This is a genomic window from Blautia sp. HA9023 (assembly GCF_056504095.1).
The window spans coordinates 328,052-354,031 of sequence record NZ_JBWLUR010000006.1 but is presented as its reverse complement, the minus strand read 5'-3'; the positions used below and the strand labels follow the sequence as shown (position 1 = coordinate 354,031).

At 36.3% G+C, this 25,980-nt stretch carries 18 protein-coding genes; 17 read left to right on the top strand and 1 reads right to left on the bottom strand.

Going from position 1 to position 25,980, the window contains the following annotated elements; translation table 11 throughout:
- The first annotated feature begins 342 nt into the window (after positions 1–342).
- The 10 genes from AC04Q6_RS05720 to AC04Q6_RS05675 all read left to right on the top strand — a co-directional run bounded on the left by AC04Q6_RS05720 (position 343) and on the right by AC04Q6_RS05675 (position 15,829).
- Positions 343–723: a plasmid mobilization protein gene (locus tag AC04Q6_RS05720; protein WP_016286647.1), complete on the top strand. Its 381-nt coding sequence runs from the start codon at positions 343–345 to the stop codon at positions 721–723.
- Positions 672–1,913: a relaxase/mobilization nuclease domain-containing protein gene (locus AC04Q6_RS05715; RefSeq protein WP_243865948.1), complete on the top strand. Its 1,242-nt coding sequence runs from the start codon at positions 672–674 to the stop codon at positions 1,911–1,913. Before AC04Q6_RS05720 ends, AC04Q6_RS05715 begins: the two co-directional genes overlap by 52 nt.
- The gene (locus AC04Q6_RS05710) at positions 1,828–2,559 is read left to right on the top strand and encodes a DUF6040 family protein (protein WP_476389583.1); all 732 of its coding nucleotides are present in this window, start codon (positions 1,828–1,830) and stop codon (positions 2,557–2,559) included. The genes AC04Q6_RS05715 and AC04Q6_RS05710 overlap by 86 nt, the downstream gene beginning before the upstream one ends.
- A 111-nt stretch (positions 2,560–2,670) precedes the next feature.
- Positions 2,671–4,401, top strand: a complete 1,731-nt coding sequence (locus tag AC04Q6_RS05705; RefSeq protein ID WP_243107303.1) for an N-6 DNA methylase — start codon at positions 2,671–2,673, stop codon at positions 4,399–4,401.
- Positions 4,394–6,154 carry a type I restriction-modification system subunit M gene (locus AC04Q6_RS05700; RefSeq protein WP_022358511.1) on the top strand — a complete coding sequence of 587 codons (1,761 nt, stop codon included), beginning with the start codon at positions 4,394–4,396 and terminating at the stop codon, positions 6,152–6,154. The genes AC04Q6_RS05705 and AC04Q6_RS05700 overlap by 8 nt, the downstream gene beginning before the upstream one ends.
- A gap of 1 nt (position 6,155) precedes the next feature.
- Positions 6,156–7,436 carry a restriction endonuclease subunit S gene (locus AC04Q6_RS05695; RefSeq protein ID WP_182438918.1) on the top strand — a complete coding sequence of 427 codons (1,281 nt, stop codon included), beginning with the start codon at positions 6,156–6,158 and terminating at the stop codon, positions 7,434–7,436.
- Positions 7,433–10,534: a type I restriction endonuclease subunit R gene (locus tag AC04Q6_RS05690; RefSeq protein WP_237998327.1), complete on the top strand. Its 3,102-nt coding sequence runs from the start codon at positions 7,433–7,435 to the stop codon at positions 10,532–10,534. Before AC04Q6_RS05695 ends, AC04Q6_RS05690 begins: the two co-directional genes overlap by 4 nt.
- A gap of 30 nt (positions 10,535–10,564) precedes the next feature.
- Positions 10,565–12,460, top strand: coding sequence for an ATP-dependent nuclease (locus AC04Q6_RS05685; protein WP_237998328.1), 1,896 nt, complete (start codon positions 10,565–10,567; stop codon positions 12,458–12,460).
- A gap of 3 nt (positions 12,461–12,463) precedes the next feature.
- The gene (locus AC04Q6_RS05680) at positions 12,464–14,347 is read left to right on the top strand and encodes a UvrD-helicase domain-containing protein (protein WP_237998329.1); all 1,884 of its coding nucleotides are present in this window, start codon (positions 12,464–12,466) and stop codon (positions 14,345–14,347) included.
- Between the two features lie 15 nt (positions 14,348–14,362).
- Positions 14,363–15,829 (top strand): RNA-binding domain-containing protein, encoded by a 1,467-nt coding sequence (locus tag AC04Q6_RS05675; RefSeq protein ID WP_173906617.1) that lies wholly within the window; start codon positions 14,363–14,365, stop codon positions 15,827–15,829.
- 150 nt (positions 15,830–15,979) lie between these two features.
- On the opposite strand, the gene AC04Q6_RS05670 is transcribed toward AC04Q6_RS05675, so the two are convergent.
- Positions 15,980–16,555: a helix-turn-helix domain-containing protein gene (locus AC04Q6_RS05670; RefSeq protein WP_055282406.1), complete on the bottom strand. Its 576-nt coding sequence runs from the start codon at positions 16,553–16,555 to the stop codon at positions 15,980–15,982.
- Positions 16,556–17,200: 645 nt separating this feature from the next.
- Here AC04Q6_RS05670 and AC04Q6_RS05665 point away from each other — a divergent pair.
- The 7 genes from AC04Q6_RS05665 (at position 17,201) to AC04Q6_RS05635 (ending at position 25,881) form a co-directional block, all read left to right on the top strand.
- The gene (locus AC04Q6_RS05665) at positions 17,201–17,446 is read left to right on the top strand and encodes a DUF6870 family protein (protein ID WP_008369874.1); all 246 of its coding nucleotides are present in this window, start codon (positions 17,201–17,203) and stop codon (positions 17,444–17,446) included.
- Positions 17,447–17,575: 129 nt separating this feature from the next.
- Positions 17,576–19,249 carry a recombinase family protein gene (locus AC04Q6_RS05660; protein ID WP_055282408.1) on the top strand — a complete coding sequence of 558 codons (1,674 nt, stop codon included), beginning with the start codon at positions 17,576–17,578 and terminating at the stop codon, positions 19,247–19,249.
- Positions 19,250–20,905, top strand: coding sequence for a recombinase family protein (locus AC04Q6_RS05655; protein ID WP_055282411.1), 1,656 nt, complete (start codon positions 19,250–19,252; stop codon positions 20,903–20,905).
- Positions 20,898–22,460, top strand: a complete 1,563-nt coding sequence (locus tag AC04Q6_RS05650) for a recombinase family protein (protein ID WP_237998333.1) — start codon at positions 20,898–20,900, stop codon at positions 22,458–22,460. Before AC04Q6_RS05655 ends, AC04Q6_RS05650 begins: the two co-directional genes overlap by 8 nt.
- 110 nt (positions 22,461–22,570) lie before the next feature.
- Positions 22,571–23,830 carry a DUF262 domain-containing protein gene (locus AC04Q6_RS05645; RefSeq protein WP_118655923.1) on the top strand — a complete coding sequence of 420 codons (1,260 nt, stop codon included), beginning with the start codon at positions 22,571–22,573 and terminating at the stop codon, positions 23,828–23,830.
- A 12-nt stretch (positions 23,831–23,842) separates the two neighbouring features.
- Complete coding sequence (locus AC04Q6_RS05640) at positions 23,843–24,934, top strand: AAA family ATPase (protein ID WP_118655925.1); 1,092 nt, start codon at positions 23,843–23,845, stop codon at positions 24,932–24,934.
- An 11-nt stretch (positions 24,935–24,945) separates the two neighbouring features.
- Positions 24,946–25,881, top strand: a complete 936-nt coding sequence (locus AC04Q6_RS05635) for a hypothetical protein (RefSeq protein ID WP_476389582.1) — start codon at positions 24,946–24,948, stop codon at positions 25,879–25,881.
- The last annotated feature ends 99 nt before the right edge of the window (positions 25,882–25,980 follow it).

Below are 25,980 nucleotides of genomic sequence, written 5' to 3'. Positions count from 1 at the left end.
CGTAGGGTGGAAAATATGGCTTGGTGGGTGTCGGTTCAGTGGTGGGGAGATGACAGGCAAGTTTCGCAAAGTGGCAAGCCACTCTGCACCGGAGCCAGCCTTTGGGCTGTTCCTAAACTTGCCAGAGGGCTCTGCCCCTTGGAACCCCGGCACGTCAATGGCGTAAGTATCCCTGCGAAATGTCCACCGGACATTCCTACGGAACACTTACTGATTGACTAGGGTTTCACCCTGCACCCACCAAAGGGGCGTTGCCCCTTATGGAATCCCTGTAAATTTTAGCCGAAACGCTGTGTCTGTTGATAAAGAATGAAAATGAAGCAAGAAAGGAGACAAAAGCCTATGAGAAAACGAAATCATACAGTAACCATACGGATGAATAACGAGGAATATAATCTGCTTCAAAACAAAGTGAAAGAATCCGGAAGAACACAGCAGGAAGTTGTAATAAAAGCAATCGCAGATTTGAAGATAGCTTCTACAGAGGAAGTGGAAGAACTGAAAAGATTGAACCAGATGTTTGCAGATATTCTCAGTCAGCTTCGTGGAGCTACTACAAATATCAATCAGATTGCAAGAAAGCTGCATACAGATGGAGAAGTTCCAAATGACAGTACACTGTATTTCCTCAATAAAAATATTCTTAAGTACCGGAAGGAGAGTGAAAAGATATGGCTATTAATAAGACGATTAATAAGCGGACAAATTCACATGGAGCAATGAGAAACTGCATCGAATATGTTTTGCGACAGGACAAGACAAGTGAACTGCTTACTTATGTAACAGGTCCGTACTGCCATGATGAGATTAACTATGATCTGGTGTATAGAACCTTTTTAGAAGAAAAGAAGATGTGGGATAAAGATTCTGGGAGAATGTACGCTCACAACATTATTTCCTGGCATAAGGACGAGCAGATTACTCCGGAGCAGGCATTAGAATTTGGAAAAGAGTTTGCAGAAAATTGGTTCAGTGGATTCCAGACCTTAGTGGCTGTGCATAAGGATAAAGATCATATCCACTTCCATCTGGTTACTAATTCAGTGAGTTATGAAGATGGAAGAAAACTGCATAATACCAGAAAAGATCTGGAACGTATGAAACAGCTTACCAACCAGATGTGCCGGGAACGTGGACTGACAGTTGCCGAGAAAGGAAAGCACTTTGATGGAAGCCAGATTGAAAAAGGGGAAGTCATTGCATGGAGCAAAGATAAATATAACTTGTTCCGTCAACAGGTAAAGGAAAGTTTTGTAGCGGACTGTGCAATGGCGGTATTAAAGGCACTGGAAAATTGTATCAGCAAAGAAAAGTTTATAGAAAAAATGAAACAGTTTGGATGGAACGTAAACTGGACAGATAAACGGAAGCACATCACATTTCAGAATCAGGATGGAAAGAAAGTGCGAGACAGCAATCTGTCAAAAACATTTCATCTTGATATCAGCAAGGAGGGACTAGAGAATGAATTTAATGGAAATTACGAAAGGGTACGAGCCGAAGCAGAACGAACAAACGGAGCAGATGAAGAGCTTGCCGGATACTACCGACAAGTGGAAGCAGCTTGCGAAGGAGCAGGCGGCTTCACTGGAGCTAGTGACGGAAGAGAGAGACGAGTTACAGGTGAGAAATCAGAAGATGAACGAGTTTATCCAGAAATTTCAGGAAAGGACACACAAGCTGAAAATGGAAAAACAGAATTTATTCTTCGAGAATCACGAAATGCAAGACGAAATTCGGAAATTAAACGACGAAATTCATCGTTTGACAACCGAACTGTCCGAAACGCAGAAGTTGAATCGATCGCTTCAGCAGAGCAACGACGATTTGAGGAACAGAAACGGCTTGAAGAGCAGGAGCGAACAAGAGCAGCTCGAAGAAGAAATAAAAGACGTTCGGGACCAGAACTCTAAATTGCAGATACAGGTGAATAAATCATCTGTTGAGGCAGTAGATGAAGCACAGAAGAAACAGAAAGAAGCAAAGAAAAAGGCTAGAACAATAGAATACCAGTTTAATAAGGCACAAGAAGAAGTAAAGACTGTGAAGAAAAAAACAGATTGTGAAATAAAAAAGTTGAAAAATGAAGCGAAAGAAAAGGAAACATTCTGGATGATAGCTTATATGATCTTGGTTTTGTTGGCAGTAATAAAAAATACAGTATTTCAAAAAGATCTATTTGCTTGCATAACTGTTCCATTGAGGTTTTGGTATAGATATATAGAGTGGTTAATCCATCCATCAGAATTAAATATTTTAGGTGAGCGAGAGTATTTTTCAGCAGGATGGTCGTATTTTTTGAGAATTATGACTATTCTTATTTTTCTTGGACTAGGAATAAGTAGTGAGATATTTGTGTTGAGGAAGATAGAGCAGTATCGAAAAGCATGGGATAAATATTCTATATGGATTCTGCTTATCAGCGTGTCATCAATTGCTGTAACAGGTGATGTAGTGAGAAAATATTTTCCGATAAATCTTATATTGCTCTTGGGACTTATAAATATTGCTGCTATGGAAATAAAAATCTACTGTCATAATAAAAGGGAATTATATTAGAAAAATATTTATGGTTATGAAAAACCAAATTTGATTATTGACAATCAAATAAACAAATGCTATAGTGAATACAAGAGAATTGATTGTGAATAACCAAAGGAGGAAACAGGGTTGAATATTTCAGTTAAAGAGTTAAAAGAAAAAGAAGGCTCGAAAGTTGAAGAGATTAGTTGGAATATTTCAAATAGGATGAGAGAACTTGGAAATACATCCGTATATGGAGGCTTTTGCTTATCGTATGTGGCGTATTTATCTTTAAAAAATAAGATAAACGATGTATATCAGTTAGTAGAATATGTGGAACTGACTTTTTCACCGGAGAGAGTCAGTTTCATAAAAGGAAATATTGAAAATTTATGGAATGTGGCAATAGAAATCGGAGAAGCATATTCAGAAGAAACACTTTTAGCAGTAGTATTGTGGTGGCCATTGCAAGGAAATAAATTTATGGGAGAATGCGAAACCCCACAGAGTGTTGTAAAGTTGGCAAATGAGATACTTCAAATTTCAAATGATAAGGCAGCAGATTTCTGTAGTGGAATTGGAACATTTCTAGTGAATGCTATAGAAAGAAATCCAGAATCACAGTTTTATGGTGTGGAGCTTGTAACTGAGGTCAAAGAAGTGGCAGAAATCAGAACGGAATTAATTTCTGATCGGGTGAAAATTGAGCAAAAATCAGTTCTGAACATTGATGACAATATGATGTTTGATAAAATATTCTGTGATTATCCTTGGGGGATAAGGGCGAAAGAGAGTATTGGAAACAACGAGGAATTAGAGGCGATATATAATGTTATACCAGAAGTACAGAAAGTAGCTGCGGGAGACTGGGTATTTATTATAAATGTCATGAATCATCTCAACAAACATGGAAAAGCGGTTGTTTCGGTGAGTAATGGAGTGACTTGGAACGGAGGAATCAATACAGTAATCCGCGAAAAATTTGTAAAAAAAGGATTTGTCGAGGCGGTGATAGCACTTCCATCCAATTTGTATTCGAATACTGGAATTGCCTGTTCATTACTGGTATTAAGCAGAAATAATAAAAATATAAGAATGATAGATGCAACGAAGATGGTTTCAGTTGGACGAAGACAGAATGTTCTTAGTGATGAAAATATTTCTAAAATTATTGAATTGCTGAATACAGATGACGATAACTCAAAGCTAGTTTTGGGTGAAGAGGTGGAAAAAAATGAATACACTCTTAATCCGTCAAGATATCTTCAAAAAGAGATGCCCATAAAAAACGGTGTAGCATTTGAATCTGTGATAAAGAACATAACAAGAGGAGCACAGATTAAAGCAACGATTTTAGATGAAATTGTATCTGATGAACCAACAAACATGCAGTATTTGATGCTGGCAAATATAAAGGATGGTATTATTAGTGATGATCTTCCTTATTTGAAAGAAATGAATCCTAAATACGAGAAATATTGTATTAAAAATGGAAGTCTCGTAATTTCCAAAAATGTATCTCCGGTAAAAATGGCAATTGCATCCGTAAAAGAAGGAAATAAGATTTTAGCAAATGGTAATCTTTATGTTATTGAGTTAGATGAAGATAAGATAAATCCTTACTTTTTGAAAGCATATTTGGAAAGTGAAAATGGAAAAGCAGCCTTATCTAGAGTAGCAGTAGGGGCTACTTTATTAAATTTGCCGGTTGAAGGATTGAAAAAAATAACAATTCCATTGCCTGACTTAAAAAGTCAGAAGATAATTGCAGATAAATATTACGCCAAGATAAATGAAATAAAAGAATTGAAATACAAATTAGAAAAGGCAACAGCAGAATTAGAACATATTTATACGGAGGAAAAAATAAATGGATGAAAATAATAAATTTGATGTAGTTGGAACTAATATAGCAGAGAAAGCGACAATGATCTGGAATGTAGCAGATATGCTCCGTGGCCCATTTAAACCGCATGAATATGGATTGGTAATTTTGCCAATGACAGTAGTAAAAAGATTTCATGATTGTTTATTACCGACACATAAAGCAGTATTGGAACAGTATGAAAAGGTGAAGAATTTTGCTGTAATTGATGGATTTCTGACGAAGGCTTCCGGTTATCAATTTTATAACATCAGCAAATATACATTTGAATCTTTATTAGCTGATCCGGAAAATATCGAAGCAAATTTTCGAGATTATCTGAATGGATTCTCAGCAAATGTTCAGGATGTGCTGGCAAAGTTTGATTTTGATAACATTATCCGCAGAATGGTAGAAAGTAATACCTTGTATCTTGTCATAAAAGAATTTAATTCACAAAAAGGATATCTGGGACCAGATAAAATCAGTGCAGTAGACTGTGGATATATTTTTGAAGATTTAGTAAAACGATTCTCCGAATCTTTTGGTGAAGAGGCTGGGGCACATTTTACCAGTAGAGATATTATCTATTTAATGACGGATTTACTTTTATCAGATGCAGATCTGAGTAAGGGTGGAAATGTAACAGTGTATGATATGGCGATGGGAACATCTCAGATGCTTAGCTGCATGGAAGAAAGAATTCAGGAGCTAAACACGGAGATAGGAGTTACCTGCTTTGGTCAGGAGTTTAATCCCTCTACATTTGCGATTGCAAAAGCGGATATGATGATTCGTGGGGGTGATCCAAATAATATGAGATTTGGAGATACCCTATCTGAAGATCAGTTTAGCGGATATCAGTTTCAGTATATTATTTCAAATCCACCATTCGGAATTGACTGGAAAAGAGAAAAAGCAGCAGTAGAAGCAGAAGCGAAAAAAGGTGAATTGGGAAGATTTGCACCCGGACTTCCGAAGATATCAGATGGACAGCAGTTGTTTGTATTGAACGGACTTTCTAAGCTAGCTCCAAATGGAAAAATGGCTATCATTCAGAATGGATCACCATTATTTTCAGGAGATGCAGGAAGTGGACCGTCAGAGATTAGAAGATATATTCTGGAAAATGACTGGTTGGATGCGATTGTGCAGTTAGGTACAGATATGTTTATGAATACTGGTATCAGCACGTATATTTGGATTTGTTCTAAAGACAAACCAATACACAGAGCTGGAAAAGTACAGTTGATTGATGCTTCGCATTGTTTTGAAGCAAGAAGAAAAAGTATCGGAACAAAAAGAAATGACATTACTGATAAATGCCGTGATCTGATTGTAAAGGCATATGGTGCATTTGAAAATGGAACTGTATATGGTGAGAAAGATGGTATTTACTGTCAGAGCAAGATTTTTGACACAGAGGAATTTGGATATCAGAAGATTGTAGTAGAACAGCCACAGAAAGATGAAAATGGCGAAGTTATATTAAAGAAGGGAAAGCCAGTGGCTGATGTGTCTCTGCGAGATACAGAAAATGTACCGCTGACAGAAGATATTGCGGAATATTTTAAGAGAGAAGTATTACCATATGCACCAGAAGCATGGATAGATGAAAAGAAAACGAAAAAAGGATACGAGATTCCAATGACAAGGTACTTTTATGAATATCAGGCACCGGAACCAGTGGAAGAAATTGCGGCACGCTTGCATGAACTGGAACTGGATATTCAGAGTAGTTTGGATGCTTTGTTTGGGGAGAAATAATATGAGTAGAGAGATGAAAGATTCCGGGGTTGAATGGTTGGGAGAAATTCCAGAGGAATGGAAGATAACAAAAATTAAGAGTATTTTTTATGTTGTTGCCGGTGCAACGCCTAAAAGTGAACAGGAGGGAAATTTTGATGGGAATGTAACATGGATAACACCGGCTGATTATAAAACATCAGATAAATATGTTTCATCAGGTAGAAGAAATCTGTCAATAGTAGGGTATGAATCATGTAATACAACATTGGTTCCTGCGGGAAGCATAGTTTTTTCAAAGAGAGCTCCTATTGGAAGTGTAGCCATAGCAAAAAATGAATTATGTACTAACCAAGGATGTTTGTCATGTGTAAAAAAAGGAGATATTAGTGAAAAGTATTTTTATTTCCTGATGAGCATATTAAGTAAAGAATTTGAATTGTTGGGGACAGGAACTACTTTTAAAGAAATATCAGCTTTTTCATTTGCAAATTTTAGAATACCATATCCGGAGAGCAAAGAACAAATTAAAATTGCAGATTTTATTGAAAATAAATGTAATTATATAGATACTATTATTAATAAAACAGAAATTTCGATAAGGAAATATAAAGAATTAAGAGAATCAATTGTTACAAAAGCAATAACCAGAGGAGTTAGAAATAATTGTTCAATGAAAGAAAGTGGTGTTGAATGGTTAGGAAGAATACCAAAGAACTGGGATGTAAAAAAAGGAAAACAATTGTTTAGGGAAACAAATGAGCGCTCTGTGACAGGAGAAGAGGAATTGTTAACGGTATCCCATATAACAGGTGTGACACCAAGAAAAAATAAAAATGTAAATATGTTTATGTCGGAATCTTTAGTTGATTATAAAATATGTCATGAAGGAGATGTTGCTGCTAATACAATGTGGATGTGGCAAGGTGCGATAGGTGTATCAAAATATTATGGAGTAATAAGCCCTTCATATAACACATATAGACAAAAAGCAGATACGTATGATGCAGATTATCTTGAGTATTTGTTACGTATCCCGCCATTAGTAGCTACATACGCAGCATATTCTACTGGAATAACTGCGTCAAGACTTAGATTATATCCACAGGGATTTTTTTCAATATTATTTCCAGTTCCACCTAGAAAAGAACAACAGGAAATTGCAGTATATTTAAATAAAAAAATACCGCAAATTGATCAGTTGATTATAAAAAAAGAGAAATTTGTTAATGAATTAAAAAGTTATAAAAGATCCCTGATTTACGAATATGTAACAGGGAAAAAGGAGGTGCCAGAATCTTGAGTATAGATGTTACAACAGAAAAACGCTTCGAGGCAGACATTGAAGAATTCTTTTTATCACCGGCAGGTGGATATACACATAATAACGATGTGTATGATCCTCAGCTTGGTGTTTATAAAGATACGCTGTTGAGATTTATTCAGAGAACGCAACCGAAAGAGTGGAAACGCTTTTTATTGCAGAATAAAGTAGATCCAGAACGAAAATTCTGCCTTGCTTTCAACAATGCATGTGATATGGACGGACTTATTTCTGTACTGCGACATGGATTTAAACATAGAGGTATTCCGTTCAAAGTATGTTATTTTAAACCAGAATCTGGCTTAAATCAAACAGCGGAAGCACTGTACGAAAAGAATGAAATTACTTGCAACAGACAATGGTTTTATTCCAGTGATACACATAATTCTGTTGATATGGTTCTGTCGGTAAATGGGATTCCGGTATTTGCCCTTGAATTAAAGAATCAGTATACAGGACAAAACGTTGATAATGCTAAGCGTCAGTGGATGTATGATCGTGACCCAAGAGAAATATGTTTTCAGTTCAATAAGAGAATCTTAGGATATTTTTGTATTGATCAGTTGGAAGTTTGGATGACAACACGGTTGGAAGGAAAAAATACATATTTTCTTCCGTTCAATCAGGGAGCGAACGGTGCAGGAAATGATGGCGGCAAGGGAAATCCTGCGAATCCAGACGGATATCCGACATCATATTTCTGGGAGTATGTATTCCAGAAAGATAGTATGATGGATATTATCCAAAAGTTTATTCATCTGCAGGTAAAGGAAGAAAAGAAACAAATGCCTGACGGATCAGAGCAGGTCACGAAGAAGAAAAGATTGATTTTCCCAAGATATCATCAATTGGATGTTGTACGTAAATTAATTGCAGATGTGAAAAAAGAAGGCGCAGGTCGTAATTATCTGATTCAACATAGTGCAGGTTCTGGAAAATCCAATTCTATTGCCTGGACAGCGTATAGACTGGCTTCCTTACATGATTCGAATGATGAATCTGTTTTCAGCAGTGTGGTTGTAGTTACAGACCGAACCGTGTTAGATGAACAGTTACAGGAAACCATTTCAGGGTTTGATCACACGATAGGGGCGGTAGAGACGATTGATGATAAAAAGAACTCAAAAGATTTAAGAGACGCCATCAATAACGGAGCAAGAATTATTGTAACTACATTGCAGAAATTCCCGGTGATTTATCAGGAAGTGGATAAGGTTGCCGGAAGAAATTTTGCGATTATTGTCGATGAAGCTCATTCTTCACAGACAGGAAGTTCTGCAATGAAACTGAAAGCGGCGTTGGCTGATACAGAAGCAGCATTGCGAGAATATGCGGAAATAGAAGGAAAAGCAGAAGATGAAATAGATAGAAATGACAAACTTGTGCAGGAGATGCTGACACATGGAAAACATCCAAATCTATCCTTTTTTGCATTTACTGCAACTCCAAAACCAGCAACACTGGAGATGTTTGGAAGTCAATGGACAGATGGAAGTTTCCATCCATTTCATATTTATAGTATGAGACAGGCAATAGAGGAAGGATTCATTCTGGATGTTTTGCAGAATTATATGACTTACAGTACTTGCTTCAAAATTGCAAAAGACACACCGGAAAATCCAGAGCTTCCAGAAAGCAGAGCAACAAAAATTATAAAGAAATATGAAAAATTACATCCATATAATATCAGCCAGAAATCACAGATTATCGTAGAAACATTCAGAGAGACTACGAAACAAAAAATCGGTGGAAAAGGAAAAATGATGGTTGTCACAGACTCGAGACTGGCAGCAGTTCGATATTTCCATGAAATCAAAAGATATATAAGAGAACAACATTATGTAGATATGGATATTTTGGCTGCATTTTCCGGAACGGTGCAGGATGGAGATGAAGAGTATACAGAATCCGGGTTGAATGTAAGAAAAGATGGAAGCCATATATCAGAAAGTCAGACAAAGGAAGAATTTCATGATAATTTCAACGTTCTGGTAGTAGCGGAAAAATATCAGACTGGTTTTGATGAACCATTGTTACATACAATGATTGTTGACAAAAAATTGAAAAATGTGAAAGCAGTGCAGACATTATCTCGTCTAAACCGAACCTGTCCAGGAAAAGTGGATACATTTGTGTTGGATTTTGCGAATAAAAAAGAAGATATTCTGGAAGCATTTCAGCCATTTTATCAGGAGACAAGCCTTGAGCAGGAAGTAAACGTAGATTTGATTTATCAAACGGAAAAAGAACTTCTGGATTATGCAATTTATAATGAGAATGATATCAAGGCATTTATTGATATATGGAATCATCCTGGTAAGCAGGATGCAACTGCAATGGGAAAAATGACAAGTGTATTAAAACCGGTAGCAGACAGATATAATTTGAAAAACCCAGAAGAACGGTATCAATTCAGAAGACAGGTAAGAAAATTATTACGATGGTATAGTTATATAACACAAGTAGTTCGTATGTTTGACGCAGATATGCATAAGGAATATCTCTTCCTTAGCTATTTAATTGGACTCTTGCCGGAAGAAAAGGAAGAACCGATTGATTTAGATGGAAAGCTGAAATTGGAATACTATAAATTGCAGAAGACTTTTGAGGGTGCAATAAAACTGGAAAAAGTTGACGGGCAGTATGTTCCATCTAAAAAGCAGGGGGCACAGGGGATCCGACAGAAAAGCACATTGGATGAAATTTTGGATAAGATTAACGAGAAGTATAAAGGACAGTTTACAGATGGAGATCGGGTGATGCTTGGTGCGTTACACGATAAGCTGATTGCTGATGATAAACTGGCAAGTTCTGCACGTACTTCAGATCCAAGAATTTTTACGGAAAGCATTTTTCCTTCTGCTTTTGGAAATGCAGCAATGGAAAGTTATATGGAAGCGCAGGACAGCTATGGTTCTCTATTTGAGGACAAAAGTAAGTATGATGCTGTAATGAGTGCACTGGCGGGAGTGATTTACAGGGAAATGCGTTCTAAAAAGACTGTGGATTACCGGAAAATTGAGAGAGATGAGCAAGCGCAAATGGTAGCGGAAGAACCAGTTAAATATGGGAAATAAGTAAGAATTATAAAGCGTGGAGGGTGTTTTATGTATATTTCTTCAGTTTCAATTGAAAACTTTAGAGCGTTTAAAGAGAAGACCGTATTTCATTTTAATCCAGGAGTTACCGTACTTATCGGAGAAAATGATTGTGGAAAATCAACTGTTATCGATGCGATTCGTTATGTGTTAGGAACAACAGATCAATCGTGGCAGCGTATAGAGTTATCTGATTATCATCAAGAAAATACCGATAATGAAATACATATTACTATTACATTTTCAAACTTAACAGTTAGAGAAAAAGCAGCTTTTTTGGAGTGTTTAACGTACACAAAAGACGAAGAAATACTAATAATTAATTGGTCAGCAAAGTATATGACTAATGTAAATCCACATAGGACATTTGTAAGTGTGAATTGCGGAAGAAATGCAGATGTAGCAGCACCTTCAGCAGAAGCACGTGAATTGTTAAGAGTGACATATTTAAAGCCACTGAGAGATGCACAAGCACAAATGAGATCGGGAAGAGGATCACGTTTGGCTCAAATATTAAGTAGTATACCAGATTTGAATTTAGGTGAGCGAGAATATAAAGAAGGAATAGATATAACTTCATTGTCTCTCGCGGGAATTTTTGATTTGTCCAATCAGTTACTGGCTGAACATAAAGTGATTAAAGCTGTGAATAAGGGAATAGGTGATATTTTAAATACAGAGTTAATGCTAAATAATGATGCTGTAAAAACACAAATTACAGTCGCTGGTGATGGTAACACGGATGAAAAGAAGATATATTCATTGTTGGAAAAATTGGATTTGAATATTCAAAAAGATTCAGTATCAAATTATGGTAATGTGGGACTTGGAACAAGCAATTTAATGAGTATGGCATGTGAAATGTTACTGAATCAGGATAATAATGAATTAAGTACATTCATGTTAATTGAAGAACCGGAAGCGCATATACATGCTCAAAGACAATTGAAGCTTATACAGTCTATGCAAAAGAAAGGAGAAAATCAACAAGTAATAATGACAACGCATTCTCCTTTATTGGCATCAGTGGTAGAACTTAATAATTTACTTTTGATACAAAATCGGAAAGCTTTTTCGATGAGAGAGGGAGAAACAATGTTGGATTCTTCTGATTATAAATTTTTAGAACGTTATTTGGATGCTACGAAAGCCAATTTATTTTTTGCCAAAGGTGTAATCATTGTAGAAGGACCAGGAGAGGCTTTATTATTACCAACTCTTGCGCAATTATTGAACAGAAATTTAACAGATTATGGAATATCTATTGTTGATGTTAAAAGTACAGGTCTTCGAAGATATGCAAGGATTTTTCAGAGAAAAGAGGGAGATGAAATAAATATTCCTGTATCGTGTATTACAGATAGAGATGTAATGCCAGAATGCGCACCTGCAATTTGTCTTGATGAAAAATATAAGGATAAAGAAAATTGGCCAAAGAAAAATCGAAAATGGAAAGTAGAGTCTGAAATAAAAGACAAAGAAAAGTATATACAAGAGATTGAAAAAAAGGCAAATGGTCAAAATGTTAAAACATTTATTCCAGAGCAGTGGACGTTGGAATATGAGCTAGCTGCCAATGGATTAGGCGAAGAAATGTTGCAAACTATTGCAACTATGCTTGCAGAAAAAATTCAGGACAAAGAAAAGAACGAGGAGAAGAAAGCGGAGCTATTAGAAAAGTACACAAAAGAATATAATGAATATAAGAATAAAGAGGCTAAAGCATCTTATGTATACTCGTTTTTTTCGCATAAGATAGTATCAAAAGCGGAGTTTGCGCAAAAATTTAGTTTTGATTTGGAAAACATATTTAAGGGAAAAACAGTTGAAGAGATAGTGACAGTATTGCCAAATTATTTGGTGAAAGCTATAGAATATGTGACAACAAACATTGAAGGAATATAGAGTATGGATAAAGAAAATTTTGGATTGCAAATTACAGATGAGGACATTGAATGGGTTAGAACTATAATGCCTGATATTGAATTGGATGAATGCAGAATTCAAATTTTGAAAAATATGAATTCAGTGGATATTCATGCCTGTCCAGGAAGTGGAAAAACGACCATTTTGGTAGCGAAGTTGGCAATATTATCCCGTAAATGGAAATGGCAAAATCGTGGGATATGTGTGTTATCTCATACAAATGTTGCACGAGAAGAAATCGAAGAGCGATTAGGAACTCTGAATGTTGGGAAAAAACTATTATCTTATCCGCATTTTATCGGGACATTTCAAGCTTTTTTGGATACATTTATTGCAATGCCTTTTTTGAGAAGCTGTGGCTGTCCGGTAAATATAATTGACACAGATTATGTACTGGAGCGTCGATGGAAAAGTATACGAATAAAAAAATGGTTAGAAGCACATGGAAAAGATAAATATGTATGCGATCCACTGGAATTACCGTATAAATTAGATGTTAAATTAGGAACGGGAACAGCAACATATAAGAATGTCGTAAAATCTGTTACTGAATCAAGGCGCAGAGGAGAATTTACTTTTAATGAAATGGAATTGTATGCAGCAAAAGGAATAGATAGCATTTCAACACTTGCTGAGCTGATTCAGATGAGATTTCCTGTTATTTTTATAGATGAGGCACAAGATACGAAAAAAGAAATATGGGAATTGCTAAATAAAATCTATGAAAAACCGCTCTATAATAGTTTTTATCAGGCATACGGTGATAGTAATCAAGCAATTTATAATTCTTATGAAAAAATGGAGGATGTCGAATATTTTCCAAGAGCAAATGCACTGCAGATGCTGAATAGCAAAAGATTTGGAGCAGAAATAGCAAAGTTAGCTAATGGAGTAGCACTGGATAAGAGTAATATGATAGGAGAAGGGCGGCCATTTTCGAATAATAATATACAAAACACAATATTTTTATTTGAAAATGGTCAAGAGAATATCGTAGTAGATAAATTTGCAGAACTAATATTCAGAAGTTTTTCACATGATGAATTAGAAGAATACCAGAAATATGGGTGTCACGTATTAGGGATGGTTCACAAAATAGATAAAGAAATGAGTGTAAAAAACTATTTTGAAGAGTATAATCCAGAAGTAAAAAAACAAACGCCCAACCATCTGATAGATTATTTTTGGATCGCCGAAGAACAGATGGAAAAAAAAGGAGAACTGTCTTTAAAAGTTGAATGGATATCAAAAGGAATATGTAAGATAATGAGGAAATATCCGTTGAAAGAAATTGAAAAATCTTCTTCAGCATTTAATTCTATTATTAAAACAGTGCGACCAGAGAATAGAGAAGAAATAAGAAGTGGATTGCTGGAAATTATGTGCATGAATTGGAAAACAAAGAATGAATGGGAGAATGTTATTGATCAAATTTTACATCTTTTGTCAGATGTTATAAAATATACTGATGCAAGAAAAGATGAATTTTTGTTCTGGAATGGCAGCGAGAAACCAGAAGAATATACGAAAAATAGAAATAGAGTGAATGAAAAAGAATATGAGAATGAATCTGGAGATAAAATAAACATAAAGTTTGGAAGTATACATTCATCAAAGGGTAGAACACATTTGGCAACATTAGTAGTGGAGACAAAGTATTACGAAGATAATCTTTCATCTATATTACCATGGCTTTCGGGAAAACGTCCTAAATTAGGTGTGCGGAATAAAAAGAGATTAAAATGTCATTATGTGGCAATGACACGTGCGAAAGGATTGCTTTGCTTGGCAATACCGAGAAAAAGTGTGAGTGATCAAGTACGAAAAGAATTAGAAAATTTTGGGTGGAACTTAGAAGTGGTTTAATAGGAAGGTGATGTCATGGCAATACGATCAGTAGAGTATCTGCAAAGTCTTGTGCGAGAGCTTGCAAAGCTTCCGGACGAGACGGAGTGGGTAGAATTTAAATGTAATAACAAGCAACCGCAGATGATTGGCGAATATATTTCTGCTCTCAGTAATTCAGCTGCGTTGTGCGAACGACCGAAAGCATATTTAGTTTGGGGCGTGGATGACACAACACATAAAATTGTTGGAACTGAATTTCAGTATCGTAAAATGAAAAAGGGAAATGAGGAATTGGAAGCATGGCTTTCCAGAATGCTTTCACCAAGAATTAATTTCCGATTTTTTGAGGTCCCGATGGATGAAGGAATGGTTGTGCTGATGGAGATTCCTTGTGCAGAAAAACAGCCGGTACAGTTCGCTGGTGGGGAATTTATAAGAATTGGAACGAACAAAAAGAATTTAAAAGAGTATCCTGACAAAGAAAGAGAATTATGGAGAACATTCGATTCTACACCATATGAACTTCGAATTGCGATGGGAAATTTAGATGAAGATGAAATGGTGTTATTATTGGATTACTCAAAGTATTATGATAAACTGGAAATGCCAATTCCGAGAAATCGGGATAAAGTATTGGAAGATTTACAGCATGAAAAGTTCATAAAGAGAAATGATGCCGGTACATGGGATATCACGAATATGGGAGCATTGATGATCGCAAAGGATTTGAAGAAATTTGAATCTTTGCATAGAAGAACTGTGAGGGTGATATGGTATAAGGAGAATTCCAGACTGGATGCTATCAGAGAAAAAGAGTTCTGTGCGGGCTATGCATTTTCGCATGAAGAAATCGTGCAGTATATTATGACAATTATTCCGCAGGAAGAGGTTATTGTAGAAGCAACAAGGAAATCTGTTGTCAGTTTCCCGGAAATTGCTATCCGTGAGTTGTTGGCAAATGCTATGATACATCAGGATCTGCAGCAAAGAGGTACAAATCCGATGGTAGAAGTGTTTAAAAATCGAATTGAATTTTCAAATGCTGGTGCACCACTGGTAGCAATTGAAAGAATTGTAGATTCGGTGCCGGTGTCCAGAAATGAAAATATTGCCGGATTTATGCATAAATGTGGTATCTGTGAGGAACGTGGCAGTGGATATGATAAGATTGTTGAAGCAACCGGCAAAAATGAATTACTTGCACCGAGGATTGAAAATCAAAACAATCAATTTACAAAAGCAATATTGTTTGCGAAAGTACCGTTTGAATTAACCACGAAAGAAGATCGGATGCGTACTTGTTATATGCAGGCATGTCTGGCATATGTCAATTTTGAGGGGATTTCTAACTCAGATATTCGAAAAATATTTGGATTGGGAGAAAAAGAGAAGGCGAAAGCCTCTCGACTTCTTACCAGTGCTGTTGACGGAGGCTATATTAAAGTAATGGATCCGGATACTGCGCCAAGGTATAAAAAGTATATTCCATATTGGGCATAATTTAAGTTTCGCTAAGTTTCACTTATATAGGCGGGATGAGGAAAATTCAATAGAGCAATATGAAAAAGGGCACTGAAAACCACTGAATTATTGGTTTTACAGTGCCTTCTCTTTGACTAACGAGAAAAAACATAATAAATTTAAGTTTTGCTAAGTTTCACTAAGTTCAGCATTAACAGATCGCCACTGCCTTTTCGGCTCAAATTTCTCACACCCATCACAGGTCTGCGGCCAGTTGATTTTCCATTCAAAATATTCATTTCTGGTAATTTCGCCAGATTTTAATTCTTTCTTTCTGAGAACCCATTCTTTCATAAAATCATTGAGAACTCCATAATTGAACCACATACCAACAGGTGGATGAGCAGGCCAGTTATCTGAATCATGGTAACGGACAGAGGTATCTTCGCTGGAATTGCATTTCTCTCCGGGATAAGTTTCTAACTGAAAGAGATTGATAGCTGCCGGATTAAATTCGTCAATCCAGAACAGGATTTCCATAAGTTCAGAAGCATCCATAGTAGTAGGCTCATGCAGTGCCAGTGGATTCACATCCAGAATTTTAGCCATTTCAGTTACCAGATCTTTGCGGGGAACCCGGTAATTCGTTTCATATTGGGCAAGGCGGTTTGCACCTTTATCGCCCCAGCCGAGGGCAGCACCAAGTTCTGCCTGTGTCATATTCCGGAATGTCCGGATTTTTTTTATTTTATCACCGATTGTCATATCAGATTTCCCACTTTCTTTTTGATAAATCCATTTTACTACCAAAAACAGTGAATGTAAACAGAAAGATTCGCATTGAAGCGAATAAAACACTTGACATTCGCATGAATGCGAATTAAAATGACAGTACGATAAAGGTTCGCATGAAAGCGAATGTACAGATGAGGATAAATACTATTTGCAAATTATTGCAAAATGAGGTTGTAAAATCCTTCTGTCAGGCTTTATTAGTGAGAGGATTTTTTTGAAGAGAACAACATTTTGGTGTTTCTAGGCTGTAATAAGTGAAAGGATATTCAAAAAACTCTCTTTTGTACCTTGAAAATTACATGAGCTGTATAATCTGATTCCACAGATGCCATAACCCTGTAAAGGATTTTACGGGCGAGCGTCAAAGATACTCCGGAAACGGCTGGTAAGTTTGCGAAGAAGCTACCAGCATTCAGAAATATTCTGATAGAGGTTGGCAGTAACGCTGACAGCAGATTATACGAATGGAAGCCAACACGCCGAACGGAATATGCAATGCTATAACAATAGATAAACTGTGAGAACAAAATACGAAAAGGTAAGGTGATGCAATTGAGAAAATTGCAGGTATAGGACAACTGATACAAAGAATATGTTGGAAAAGAGGTGAGCATCATGGTGAATCAGTCAGTAATAGACTCCAGTGTTGATCTGGAGCAGTTAAAGGACATTGAAGATTTAATTCCTGATATGGATAAAGCTATTTCTGAGAAAGTGGAAACTTTTCTGGATAAATCCGGCGATCAGCCGTATGCCCACATGAATGAAGGATATGTAGTGGTTGTGGAGATGACAGGAGAAATGGATGCCACAGATGCCATTAGCGATTATCTTAGAAAAAGAACGGAGTTGATGTATTAGATGCAAGTCTTGAAAAAAACATCTTGCGAAGCTACAGATGTTATGTTAATGTGAGGTCAGGGAAAATGAACGTGATACATGGTTTCTGACTTCTATTCAATGGAATAAGTAAGTTGGGAGCGATGTAAAATGGAACAGATGCAAATGAATATGCCAGATATATACGATGCTGCATTGTATCTTCGATTATCGAAAGATGATATGGAAGAGGGCGATGCGAAGTCAGAGAGCAACAGCATTGCAAATCAGAGAGAGTTACTTCGGAGCTTTGTAAAAAGCCAGCCGGATATTCAGATTTTTGATATATATGTGGATGACGGATACTCAGGAGGAAATTTTGACCGACCTGAGTTTAAACGAATGACAACTGATATAGAAGCTGGAAAAGTAAACTGCGTGATTGTAAAAGACTTATCCAGATTCGGAAGAGAGTATATAGAAGCCGGGCGATGGATCGAAAAGACCTACCCGGCTTTAAATGTGCGTTTTATTTCAGTTACAGACCAGTTTGACAGTAAAACAGCAGATTTTTCAGAAAAGTCATTTGTTGTTCCAATCAAAAATTTTGTAAATGAAAGCTATTGCCGGGACATTTCCGGTAAAGTGCGAAGCCACCAGAAAATCAAACGTGAAAAAGGTGAATTTATTGGAGCATTTGCCCCGTATGGTTACTGCAAAGATCCGGAGAATAAGAATTGTCTGGTGATTGATTCTTATGCAGCGGATATTGTAAGAAAAATATTTTCATGGAAAATTGATGGGTTCAGTCTTGGAGCAATCGCAGAAAAATTGAATGTACGTCATGTGCAGTCACCAAAAGAATATAAAAAGGCAAATGGTGAAAATTACAATTCCGGATTCCATAGTTCAGACACACCGAAATGGTCAGCAGTGCAGATAAAAAGGATTCTGACCAACGAGGTCTACATTGGAAACATGGTACAGGGTAAGCAGGAACGAATCAGCTATAAGGTAAAGCAACGTCTGGATAAGCCAGAATCAGAATGGGTGAAAGTAGAAAATACGCATCCGGCAATAATCAGGCAGAATGATTTTGATGTGGTGCAGAAGCTACTTCAGTATGATGGCAGGGCATCGAAAACATCGGACAGTGCAAACTTTTTTTCAGGTTTTGTATTTTGCGGAGATTGTCATACACCGATGATACGCAGGGTAAATCAGTATAAGGGAAAGAAAAAAGCCTTTTATATTTGCCAGACAAAAAATAAAGGTGGAGATTGCACCAGACACAGTATTCCGGAAGAGGTGCTGAAAAGGATTGTATTGAAAGAGATTCAGGCATATACGGCACTTTTCGTAGACTATCAGATGATTATGGAAGAACTTTGTGAAATGAAAGTCAGTTACGATCAGGTAATCGGTTATGATACGCAGATTAGTAAGTTGCAGGAAGAATATAACCGTTATTACAGCCTGAAAGCATCTTTGGGTGATGACTTGAAAGAGGGATTGATCAGCAAAGAGGAGTTCGATGATTTTCGGGAAAGTTACGGAAGAAAATGTGAAGAACTGGAGCAGATGATTGAAAACCAGAAAAAACTGGTAAAGCAAATGTTTGAGGGTGGAGTGTCTGCAACTGTTCAGTTGGAGGACTGGAAGAAATCACTGGAAATCAAAGAACTGGATCGCACATTGCTGGCACTGACTGTAGATAAAATCTATATTTATGAGAACAAGCAAATTAAAATTCACATCCGCTATCAGGATATGATTGAGAAGATGAAAGTCATAAGACGGTTTTATGCGGAACACAGGACAGAGTACAGGAAAGAGGTGGGATAAATGGCAAGAACAGCAAAAAGATATAAGAAAAACACAGAGAAGAAAGTTTCTGGTATTCCGGTATGTATGGCTGCAATTTATGCCAGATTATCCGTAGATAGTGATGAAAAAAAGTCAGAATCTATTGAAACACAGGTTACGCTGATAAAAGAATTCATTCAGAAGCACAATGAAAATCCAGACAGAGAGTATGAGATTGCTGTATATGATATTTATTCTGATTTGGGAAAAACCGGAACAAATTTTGACAGACCGGGATTTGAACGGATGATGAATGATGTCAGGGCAGGTAAAATAAATGGTATTCTGGTAAAGGATTTCTCACGATTTGGAAGAAATTATATCGAAACCGGAAATTATTTGGAAAAGATTCTCCCTTTTATGAAAGTGCGGTTTGTTTCTGTATGTGACAACTATGACTCCTATGCACTGGGTGCTAAGAATCAGGAGTTATCCATGAATATCAAGAATCTGGTGAATGATGCTTACGCAAAAGACATTTCTGCAAAGGAACGGGCAGCAAAACGTATTGCACAGAAGAACGGTGAGTATGTGGGATCTACAGCTCCATACGGATATTGTGTGGAAAAGGTAAATGGGATTTATAAGCTGATTGTGGAACCGGAATCTGCAAAGATTGTTCGTAGGATTTTTGAAGAATATGCTTCTGGAGATGGTATACAGAGTATTATTGACAGGCTGTTTGAAGATGGGGTACATCGGATTTCGGACTATAACCAATATCATCATGTGTACTGTCAGGATGGAGAGAATCTTCATCAGTGGGGAAATTCTTCGATACGTGCGGTTTTAAATCGAAATAATTATTATGGTGATCTGGTTCAGAGAAAATACGAATCCAGATTTCAAAGAGGTGAAAAATGGTGTGACATATTGGACGAAAGTCAGTGGATTATTACGCCAAATGCTCATGAGCCGATTATCAGCAGAGAACTGTTTGACAAAGCACAGATCAGGTTAAAAGCAGCACAACAGAAAGCAACAAAAACTACAGAAGGATGGGAGGATGATGAAAGAGCATTTTACAATGTATTCTATTGTGGTGATTGTAAGCGGAAAATGTGTACACGTAGATGCAAAGGCAATGTGTATTACTTTTGCAATGCTGCCTGGTATCGGGATGAAAGAAAATGTAGTCATAAATCTATTTCCGAGGAGAAGCTGCAGAAAATTGTCCGTTCGGAGCTGACCAGACAGTTTCAGTTATCTGGATTGCGGAAAAAGGATATGTCTGCTATAAGCAGTGCGGTATTTCTTTCCAAAATCAATGAGATTCAAACTGAGATCAGAAAACTGGATGCAGATATGGAAAGACGTTCAGAAAAACTGGCACAGGCATTTATGAAATATAAAGAGGGTGAACTTTCCAAAGAAGCTTATATAGAAATGAAAGATGACCGTAATAACTGGAAAGAGTTTTGTGAAGAGAGAAAGAAGTCTCTGGAGCAGACCATACGAAAACTGGAAAAACAGCAGAAAGAAGAAGCCAGATTTTTACGAAGTCTGTTGGAACTGGATGGGACAACCAGAATCAATGCGGAACTTGCAGAGGGCTTGATTGAAAGTATGTATCTGTATGGTGATGGCAGACTGGAAATCAACTTCGGGTTTAAGGGGGCGGTAGAACATGAGTGATCAGAAACTGATTATTGGATATTACCGTCTTTCCATGGAAGATGATTCAGAGGGAGAAAGTAACAGCATTATCAATCAGAGAAAACTGGTAAAAGATTATATTTCCAATATTCCGGAGCTTGCTGCTATGCCATTTCAGGAGTTTTACGATGACGGATATTCTGGTTCCAGTATGGAGCGCCCGGCAATTAAGCAGGTTCTGGAACTTGCCAGAGAGAATAAAGTTCAGTGTATTGTGGTAAAAGATTTTTCCCGTTTTGCCAGAAACTATATTGAGATGGGAACTTATCTGGAACAGATTTTTCCATTCCTGGGAGTACGATTCATTTCTATCTCAGACCGATATGATTCTAAAGATTATAAGGGAAAGAGTTCGGATATTGAAGTACAGTTTAAAGGACTGATAGCAGACTTTTATGTGAAAGACCAGTCCGTAAAGGTAAAAGCGGCAGTCAGTACCAGACGAGGAAAAGGTGAGTATTGCTGTGGTTCTGCACCGTATGGGTATCGAATCAATCCTGAAAATAAGAAAGAACTGGTGATTGTAGAGGACGAAGCGGAAGTAATCCGCAGAGTATTTGAACTGACCAATCAGCGGTATTCCAAGATAGAGATTTGTAAGTTATTCAATGAAGAGGGTGTATTGACTCCCTTGCAGTCTATGAGCAGACGACAGAAATCAGACAGCAAGAAAGCTGCATCAAGAGGATTGCAGTGGACGAGTGATATGATACGGAAGATTGTGGATGATAAGACTTATATAGGCTGTATGGTCTATGGAAAGACAAAGATTCCAGATCCCGGAACAGGGAAAGAAGTACCAGTGCCGAGAAATCAGTGGAAAGTGATGGAAAATCACCATGAGCCGATCGTATCAAAAGAAGTTTTTGAAAAAGCACAGTCCCTGCAGATCAGATACACAAAGAAAAGTAAATTTGACAGGGAAACAACACTGTTAGGTGGCTATGTGAAGTGTGGAAATTGTCGCAGAAGTCTGACTTCAAGCAGTCCGGTTCATGGTCATATCCTTTATAGCTGCGCTTACAGTAAAGGAAAAGAAGATACAGGTTGTTTTGCCGGGAAAGCGGATAACAAAATGCTGGAGCATATCGTGCTGGCAGAAATAAAGGCTTACTTACGTCAGAATATCAGCCAAGAACAGATGCAGCAATCCATGAGAAAACAGCATGAGGATAGTATAGAAGCCTATAAGACGGAAAGTGCAGATTGTGAAAAGTGTCAAGAACAAATAAAAATCCAGAACCGCCAGAACTATGAGAAGTATCACGAGGGACAGATGAACCAGAACCAGTTTATGGAAGCAAAGAAGCAGTTGGAAGAAGAAAGAGAACGACTGCAGAAACGTGTACAGGAACTGGAAGAACTGATAAATGGTGAGAAAGAAATCCTGATGAAAAAGAATGTTCCAGTGGAGCAGATGTTGAAGTATTTAGGCTATGAAAAGATGACACGAGAGATGCTGGAAGAATATGTGCAGGGAATATATGTGTATGATGACGGGAGAGTGGAGGTGGAGTGGAAAAATAGTTATTAAATATAGAAGGATTTGATTGCTCTTTAAAGTTATATAAGATAAAATATTGTGTATAAAATTGGAAATATGCCATACATTATAGAATTTGATGGTTGAATGAGGGCGAGTAAATGGAAGATACTACACTTAAAAAAAAGGATATTGAAGAATTAGAAAAGTTAGTAAAAATAGCTGAAGAACAAGGGAATAATATTAATCTGAATCTAGTATATATGATAATAGATTCGGAAAAAATAAATTTTGCAGAAGTAATGAAATATTTTGAAAATAGAGGAATTACAATGATAGAAGGGGATGTTGAACCAGATATTACGGCATATTCATGTGAAGGTGAACGGATTAGACCTTTTGATCCTTCTAAAATAAGCATTACCATGAAACCTATGACGTTGGATGCATTAATAAAGAGAATACAAAATGAAGAAATTGAATTTGATACATCGTTTCAAAGAAAAGCTGGATTGTGGAGTAAAAGACAAAAAAGCCAATTGCTGGAGTCGATTTTTTTGCGAATTCCTTTGCCGGCATTTTATTTTGATGCTACTGATGAGGATGAGTGGTTAATTATTGATGGTTTACAGCGAGTATCAACTTTAAAAGAATTTGTTGTAGATAAAAGCTTAAAGTTACAAGAATTAGAATTTTTCCCGGAATTGAATGGTTGTAATTATGATAAATTACCAAGAATGTTTCAAAGGAGAATAGATGAAACGGTCATCAATGTTTATCTAGTTAATCCATCTACACCAGAAAATGTGAAATTTAATATTTTTAAGAGAATTAACACAGGAGGGTTGACACTTGAACCGCAGGAAATAAGAAATGCTTTATTTCAAGGTCAAGCAACAAAATTTTTACAAGAGTGTTCCAAATTAGAGTGTTTTATTAAGGCAACCGCAGGAAGCATAAAAAGCGAAAGAATGTTGGACAGAGAATTTGTCCTTAGATATGTTTCATTTTGTTATTTGGATTTACAATTATATAATGGAAATATAGATGAGTTCTTAAATGAAGGAATGAAATTTCTTAATCATGCTGACGAAATGTATATTAGAGAAATTAAGAATGAGTTTACCTTTGTTATGAAGGCTATGTTTGCAGTAATGGGAAATAACAGTTTTAGAAAAATATGTGAGGATGGAAGGCGAAGACCAATTAATAAGGTGATCTTTGAGTCATGGTGTTATGTATTTAAAACACTGACACCAGAGGCAGTAGGACTATTAGAAAAGAAAAAAGAAAAAGTGCAAAAAGAATATATGCAGTTATGTGCCTCTCAAGAGTATTTATATTTATTAAAAGTTCCAGATAAAAAAGCATTATACGCACGTATCAGAGCAGTTGATGAATTAATCCATAAATTTATTTAAAGAGGAATTAGAATGATTGAAAAAATTTCATTAAAAAACTTTAAATGTTTTGAAAAAATTGATGTTACATGTCGGGAATTGAATTTATTTACAGGTATTAATGGCATGGGAAAATCGACATTGATTCAGGCATTATTATTATTGCGGCAAACATATGAAAAAAATAATTGTTTGGAAAATCAGCGTTTAATTCTTAATGGATCATATGTCGAACTGGGTACTCAGACTGATATTATGTATTGGTTTAGAAAAGATGATGTGCTTTCTATAGAAGTAGAGGAAAATGATCATAAATGGATGTGTCAGTATGATAAAGTTGGAAATTTGATTTCAGAAAGTCAGGGACCTTTATCTGAAAGAGATTCATTTCTTACAAAAAAATTTGAGTATATATCGGCAGAAAGATTAGGACCTCGCCGTTATTATGACACGATAGAAAATGAAAACTCTTTGCATTCGGAAATTGGAGTGAAAGGTGAAAAAACCGCAGTATGCTTGTATGAGAAAGGGAGTGATGTAAAAGTTTATCCAAATATGAAGCATAGTTCGGAAACAAGTGAACGACTTGAATTGCAGATAAATGCGTGGTTATCAGAAATCTCGCCAAACATAAAGGTAAATGTAATTCCTTATTTAGATGTGAATTTAATGGGAGTGAGATATTCGACAAGTAACAGTTTAGGAGAAGAGTCTACAAATGCATTAAACATGGGATTTGGAGTTTCATATTCGTTACCTATTATTGTTGCATTATTAAGTGCAAGGGAGGGAGACATACTTGTGCTTGAGAATCCAGAAGCACATTTACATCCACGTGGTCAGAGAAAAATTGGTGAATTAGTTGCTTTAGCTGCTGCTAATGGTGTCCAAATTTTTATGGAAACACATAGCGATCATGTTTTAAATGGAATTCGATTAAGTGTTCGCAATAAAAAAATATCATCTGATAAGGTAAAAATAAACTATTTTTATGAATATTTATCAGAAGAAGGAATTCAAAAACATGAAAAAACATCTCCGGAGATTTTAGAAGATGGCAGTTTATCGAATTGGCCGGAGGGATTTTTTGATGAGTGGGATAAAGCAATTGATGAATTATTTTAAGAGGAATATAAATGGTATTTAATGAGATTTCTTTGAAACAACAGGTTGCAAAATTACCATTAACTGAGCAATTTTCGGGCTTTTTAAAAGTGTGTCAAGAATTGAAACATAGGAATAAGGACAATGACTTCTATTATACGGATGAATTAATGACAGAAGAAATTGCTAATGAATATACGATACATGATTGGTTGAAAGATCGAAATGTGCCTCAAAAAGATAAGCAGTTTTTTAGATCTCTGATTCAGAGAGGACATAGAATAGAAACAGGAGATTTCCTTGAGAGTGAACTGATTGTAGAACTAGAAAATGAAGGTTCTATTTCTGCTAAGGGTGCTTTAATGGCATATGAATGGGATAGCTACATAGTTAGTTTGTTATCATCTGAATTATGGGAAAAGGAATGGATGGAGGGAAAATATGTATCCATTAATGACGAAGAAGATGAAGCAGTCAAAGTAAGAAATTGTGGGATTTTGGATCATGTAGATCAATTGATTACAAATGAAAGGGAACGACAGTCATTAATTATTTCTTCAGGAGCTGAGCTATGGGAAAAAAGAGAACAATTATATCCACATTTAATTTTTTGCAAAGAGGTGAAAAGGCAATTAGAAGAAGCTCGTGTTTCAATACAAATTCAAACTATCATGAAAAGAATTCAGATTTTAGAGGATTATTTCGCAACATATGAAGGAGTGTTTGATAAAAATGAAGTTGGTTTTGGATGCAGGACAGAATCCGAGTCGGTGAAGAAAGATAAAGAATTAAATGAGTATAGAAAATTTGTAACACCATATGGAAAAGAAGAATATTTTTATTGGCATATAAGTTTTCCGGGAAATTATCCAAGCAGAATACATTTTTTACCAGACCCGGAACATAGAGTGGGGATTGTTGGATATATAGGAAAGCATTTGCCAACCTCCAAATTTTCGACCATTTAATGTAGCAATTATGTTACATCCTCCCCACCTATTTTGTGACAATTATATAACGTCCTCTATACAGAAATATGCGGTTTTAAGCCATTTTCGTGGCAAAAA

Coding starts and splice junctions, on each gene's coding strand:
- AC04Q6_RS05720 (WP_016286647.1), top strand. CDS start 343: ATGAGAAAACGAAATCATACAGTAACCATACGGATGAATAACGAGGAA.
- AC04Q6_RS05715 (WP_243865948.1), top strand. CDS start 672: ATGGCTATTAATAAGACGATTAATAAGCGGACAAATTCACATGGAGCA.
- AC04Q6_RS05700 (WP_022358511.1), top strand. CDS start 4,394: ATGGATGAAAATAATAAATTTGATGTAGTTGGAACTAATATAGCAGAG.
- AC04Q6_RS05695 (WP_182438918.1), top strand. CDS start 6,156: ATGAGTAGAGAGATGAAAGATTCCGGGGTTGAATGGTTGGGAGAAATT.
- AC04Q6_RS05685 (WP_237998328.1), top strand. CDS start 10,565: ATGTATATTTCTTCAGTTTCAATTGAAAACTTTAGAGCGTTTAAAGAG.
- AC04Q6_RS05680 (WP_237998329.1), top strand. CDS start 12,464: ATGGATAAAGAAAATTTTGGATTGCAAATTACAGATGAGGACATTGAA.
- AC04Q6_RS05675 (WP_173906617.1), top strand. CDS start 14,363: ATGGCAATACGATCAGTAGAGTATCTGCAAAGTCTTGTGCGAGAGCTT.
- AC04Q6_RS05670 (WP_055282406.1), bottom strand. CDS start 16,555: ATGACAATCGGTGATAAAATAAAAAAAATCCGGACATTCCGGAATATG.
- AC04Q6_RS05665 (WP_008369874.1), top strand. CDS start 17,201: ATGGTGAATCAGTCAGTAATAGACTCCAGTGTTGATCTGGAGCAGTTA.
- AC04Q6_RS05660 (WP_055282408.1), top strand. CDS start 17,576: ATGGAACAGATGCAAATGAATATGCCAGATATATACGATGCTGCATTG.
- AC04Q6_RS05655 (WP_055282411.1), top strand. CDS start 19,250: ATGGCAAGAACAGCAAAAAGATATAAGAAAAACACAGAGAAGAAAGTT.
- AC04Q6_RS05650 (WP_237998333.1), top strand. CDS start 20,898: ATGAGTGATCAGAAACTGATTATTGGATATTACCGTCTTTCCATGGAA.
- AC04Q6_RS05645 (WP_118655923.1), top strand. CDS start 22,571: ATGGAAGATACTACACTTAAAAAAAAGGATATTGAAGAATTAGAAAAG.
- AC04Q6_RS05640 (WP_118655925.1), top strand. CDS start 23,843: ATGATTGAAAAAATTTCATTAAAAAACTTTAAATGTTTTGAAAAAATT.
- AC04Q6_RS05635 (WP_476389582.1), top strand. CDS start 24,946: ATGGTATTTAATGAGATTTCTTTGAAACAACAGGTTGCAAAATTACCA.